The following is a 4,129-nucleotide window of genomic DNA, read 5'->3' as shown; positions in this document are numbered from 1 at the left end:
ATGTCTTCAACTCCTTGAAAATGTGTGCAGAATTGTCGCATGCGTAGACCCTTGGCCCATTTCCGGACACACTGTTTGCTGGCCTTGGGGCTCAGTGCAACGGGCACCGCTTGGGCAGTTCATGCTTATTCGCAGTTTGGTGACGTACGCTACCCGGCCGGGTTTGCCCATTTCTCTTATGTGAACCCAGCCGCACCCAAAGGGGGTGAGATCGTGTTGGTGCCGCCCACGCGCCAGTCCAATTTCGACAAATACAACCCCTTCACTTTGAAGGGCAGCGCTCCACCGGCCATGTTGGGCATGATGTTTGACACCTTGCTGGTGGGCAACATGGACGAGCCGACCACAGCCTATGGCTTGCTGGCTTCGGATGTGGCGGTGGCCAGCGACCGCATGTCGGTCACTTTCCAGATCCACCCGCAAGCCCGGTTTCACAATGGTGATCCTGTGTTGGCCAAAGACGTTCGCTATTCTTTTGACCGCCTGACCAGCCAGCAAGCTGCGCCCCAGTACCGCACTTATTTTGGCGAGGTCAAAACCGCCACGGTCTTGGATGAACGCCGCATCCGTTTTGATTTCGTCCGGCCCAATACCGAGTTGCCCCTGATCGTGGGCAGTTTGCCCGTGTTCAGCCACAAATGGGGGCTGGAAGGCGATACGCACAAGCCTTTGGACCAAATGGTGATGGACATACCCATTGCGTCCGGTCCTTATCGCATTGGCCGTGTGCAGTTTGGCAAGGACATCAGCTACGAACGCGATCCTGACTATTGGGCCCGTGCGCTGAATGTGCGTCAAGGGCAATTCAATTTTGACCGCATCACCTACAAAATCTACAAAGACCCCACGGCCCAGCTCGAAGCCTTCAAGGCCGGCGAGTTCGACTACATGCAGTCTTTCATTTCGCGTGAGTGGGCCAGGGCCTTCACTGGCCGTGCGTTTGAGCGTGGCGAGCTCATCAAGGCCGAGTTGCCGCATGGCAACGCGGGCGACTTCCAGGGCTTTTTGTTCAACCTGAGGCGGGACAAGTTCCAGGACGTTCGAGTGCGCCAAGCCATTGCTCTGGCCATGGATTTTGAATGGCTGAACCGCCAGCTTTTCTACAACGCCTACAGCCGGGTACGCGGCTATTTTGTAGCCAGTGACTTTGAAGCCAAAGGCTTGCCCGGTTCCGACGAGTTGGCTTTGCTCGCGCCTTTACGGGCCAAGTTGCCAGCCGCTGTGTTCGATCAAGCCGTGCCGCAACCACCCCAAACCGCGCTCGACCCCGCCTCGGGCCACACCTTGCGCGACCATTTGCGTCAAGCGCGTGATTTGCTGAAAGACGCGGGATGGACCTACCGCGATGGCGCTTTGCGCAACGCCAAAGGGCAAGCCCTCAGCATCGAATTTCTGGACAGTTCGGGCTCGATGGGCCGCGTGGTCACACCCTTTGCCAAGAACCTGGAAAAACTGGGCATTCAGGTTCGCTACAAAGTAATCGACTTTGCGCTGCTGCAAAAACGCATGGACGTGTTCGACTTTGACATCATCAGCAACCGCACTGTCGGCAGCGAAGCGCCCGGCACCGAGTTGCTCGAGCGCTACGGCAGCAGATCGGCTGATGTGGAGGGTTCTGGCAATGTGAACGGCCTGAAAGACCCTGCCGTGGACGCCCTGCTGGACAAGGTGGTGAGCGCCACGTCAAGACCGGAACTGGTAACCAGCCTGCGGGCGCTGGACCGGGTGCTGCGGCATGGCCATTACGTGGTGCCGCACTGGTATGGCGCAGTGCACCGGGTGTCCTGGCGTGCCAAGGCGTTTGCGCGCCCGGCCGATTTGCCCCGTTTTTACCAACCCGAAAAACTGGTCACCACCGTGTGGTGGTCGCCCACAGCCACCCCATCCCCAGCCAAGGTCCCCTGAACCATGTTGGCCTACATATTCAAACGCTTGCTCTTGATGATCCCGACCTTGTTCGGGGTTTTGTTGATGACTTTTGTGGTGATCCAGTTTGTCCCCGGCGGCCCGGTCGAACAAATGGTGGCTCAGCTGCAAGGCCGTGACACGGGCGGGGAGGGCGCAACTGCTGCGGGCAGCGGTTATCGGGGCCGGCAGGGGGTGGATGCCGCCCGCATCGAAGAAATCAAAACGCTTTATGGCTTTGACAAGCCACCCACCGAGCGCTTTTGGATGATGCTCCAGCAGTTCGCAGGGTTCGACTTGGGCAAAAGTTTTTTTTACCCCAAAGACGTCTGGAGCCTCATCAAGGAAAAGTTGCCTGTGTCCATCAGCCTGGGCTTGTGGACGTTTTTTCTGAGCTACATGGTGTCTGTGCCGCTGGGCATTGCCAAAGCGGTGCGGGCTGGCACGCGTTTTGACACACTCACCAGTTTGCTGGTGCTGGTGGGCTATGCCATTCCAGGCTTTGTACTGGGCGTGGCTTTGCTGGTGATTTTTGGTGGCCAGTTGCAATGGTTTCCGCTGCGCGGCCTGACCTCGTCCTACTGGGAGCAGCTGAGCTGGGGGGGCAAAGTGGTCGATTATTTGTGGCACATGGTTTTGCCCATCACAGCCAGCGTGCTGGGCTCGTTTGCAGTCATCACCATGCTGACCAAGAACGCATTTTTGGAAGAAATCCGCAAGCAATATGTGCTGACGGCCCGCGCCAAAGGCCTGAGCGAAAACCGGGTGCTGTACCGCCATGTCATGCGAAACGCCCTGATCCCGTTGGTCACGGGTTTTCCTGCGGCGTTCATCGGCGCTTTTTTCACAGGCTCGCTGCTGATCGAAACCTTGTTCTCCCTTGATGGGCTGGGCTTGCTCAGTTATGAGGCGGTGATCCGGCGGGATTACCCGGTGGTCTTGGGCACCTTGTATTTGTTCACCCTGATCGGGCTGGTCACCAAGCTGATCAGCGACCTGTGTTATCTGTGGGTGGACCCGCGTGTGAAGTTCGACAAATGACCGCAGCCAACACCACTGCATTCCCGCAGCAGATGTCGCCCTCGGCCCGGGCCTGGCAGCGTTTCAGGCGCAACCGCTTGGGCTTTGGCAGCCTGGTGCTGTTCGTGACGCTGTTTGTGCTCAGCCTGGGGGCCGAGTTTTTGTCCAACGACAAGCCCCTGGTGGTGCGTTTTGAGGGGCAGTGGTATTTCCCGGTGGTGCAAAACTTGCCCGAAAAAATCTTCGGTGGCGATTTCGAGACGCCAGCCGATTACCTGGACCCTTTCATCCGGCAGCAGCTGCACAAGGGTGGCAATTGGGCATTGCAAGCGCCCAATCCTTACCACCACAGCACGCTTGACTACTTTGCCCCCTTGCCCAACCCGGCGCCGCCCACTGCCCGCAACTGGTTGGGCACGGATGACCGGGGGCGTGATGTGCTGGCGCGGTTGATTTACGGCTTTCGGGTTTCGGTCTTGTTTGCTTTGGCTCTGACCCTGTTTGGCGTGTTCCTGGGTGTGCTGACGGGTGCGGTGCAGGGCTTTTTTGTGGGCAAGACGGATTTGGTGTTCCAGCGTTTCATTGAAGTCTGGAGCGCCATGCCTGAGCTGTATTTGCTGATCATTTTCTCAGCCGTGTTCGAGCCCAGTGTGGGCTTGCTGCTGTTGCTGCTCAGTCTGTTTGGCTGGATGGGTTTGTCTGACTATGTGCGGGCCGAGTTTTTGCGAAACCGCCAGCTGGACTACGTCAAGTCGGCGCGGGCGCTGGGCCTAGGCCATTGGCAGATCATGTGGCGGCATGTGCTGCCCAACAGCATGACCCCCGTGGTGACTTTCTTGCCATTTCGCATGAGCGGGGCGATTTTGGCCCTGACCTCTTTGGACTTTCTGGGTCTGGGCGTGCCGCCGGGCACACCGTCTTTGGGCGAGCTGCTGGCCCAGGGCAAAAACAACATCGACGCATGGTGGATCTCGATGTCCACTTTTGTGGTTTTGGTGGTCACCTTGCTGCTGTTGACCTTCATGGGCGACGCCTTGCGCGACGCGCTGGATCCCCGAAAGGTGGACGCATGAGCACGTCACAAGCTTTGCTGGAGCTCAAAGATCTGCGCATTGCCTTTGGAGGGCAAGCCGTTGTGCACGGCGTGAACCTGAGCATCCAAGCGGGTGAACGCGTGGCCGTGATCGAAGCCATGAAGATGGAA

3 protein-coding genes are annotated in these 4,129 nt (G+C 58.2%); all 3 read left to right on the top strand.

The window, feature by feature from the left end:
* Positions 1-39 precede the first annotated feature (39 nt).
* The 3 genes from Q0341_RS14185 to Q0341_RS14175 are packed head-to-tail and all read left to right on the top strand — an operon-like array spanning position 40 to position 3,998.
* Positions 40-1,905, top strand: coding sequence for an extracellular solute-binding protein (locus tag Q0341_RS14185; RefSeq protein ID WP_299514618.1), 1,866 nt, complete (start codon positions 40-42; stop codon positions 1,903-1,905).
* Positions 1,906-1,908: 3 nt separating this feature from the next.
* Positions 1,909-2,946, top strand: a complete 1,038-nt coding sequence (locus Q0341_RS14180) for an ABC transporter permease subunit (RefSeq protein WP_299514616.1) — start codon at positions 1,909-1,911, stop codon at positions 2,944-2,946.
* Positions 2,943-3,998, top strand: a complete 1,056-nt coding sequence (locus tag Q0341_RS14175; protein WP_299514613.1) for an ABC transporter permease — start codon at positions 2,943-2,945, stop codon at positions 3,996-3,998. Before Q0341_RS14180 ends, Q0341_RS14175 begins: the two co-directional genes overlap by 4 nt.
* Positions 3,999-4,129: the final 131 nt, after the last annotated feature.

The organism is uncultured Limnohabitans sp. (assembly GCF_937889215.1).
Lineage (GTDB): Bacteria > Pseudomonadota > Gammaproteobacteria > Burkholderiales > Burkholderiaceae_C > Limnohabitans_A.
The sequence above is the reverse complement of the archived record's forward strand: the minus strand, read 5'-3'. Positions and strand labels throughout refer to the sequence as shown.

What these genes read in the sequence shown, in the direction of transcription:
- Q0341_RS14185 (WP_299514618.1), top strand. Translation starts at nt 40, where the DNA reads ATGCGTAGACCCTTGGCCCATTTCCGGACACACTGTTTGCTGGCCTTG.
- Q0341_RS14175 (WP_299514613.1), top strand. Translation starts at nt 2,943, where the DNA reads ATGACCGCAGCCAACACCACTGCATTCCCGCAGCAGATGTCGCCCTCG.
- Q0341_RS14180 (WP_299514616.1), top strand. Translation starts at nt 1,909, where the DNA reads ATGTTGGCCTACATATTCAAACGCTTGCTCTTGATGATCCCGACCTTG.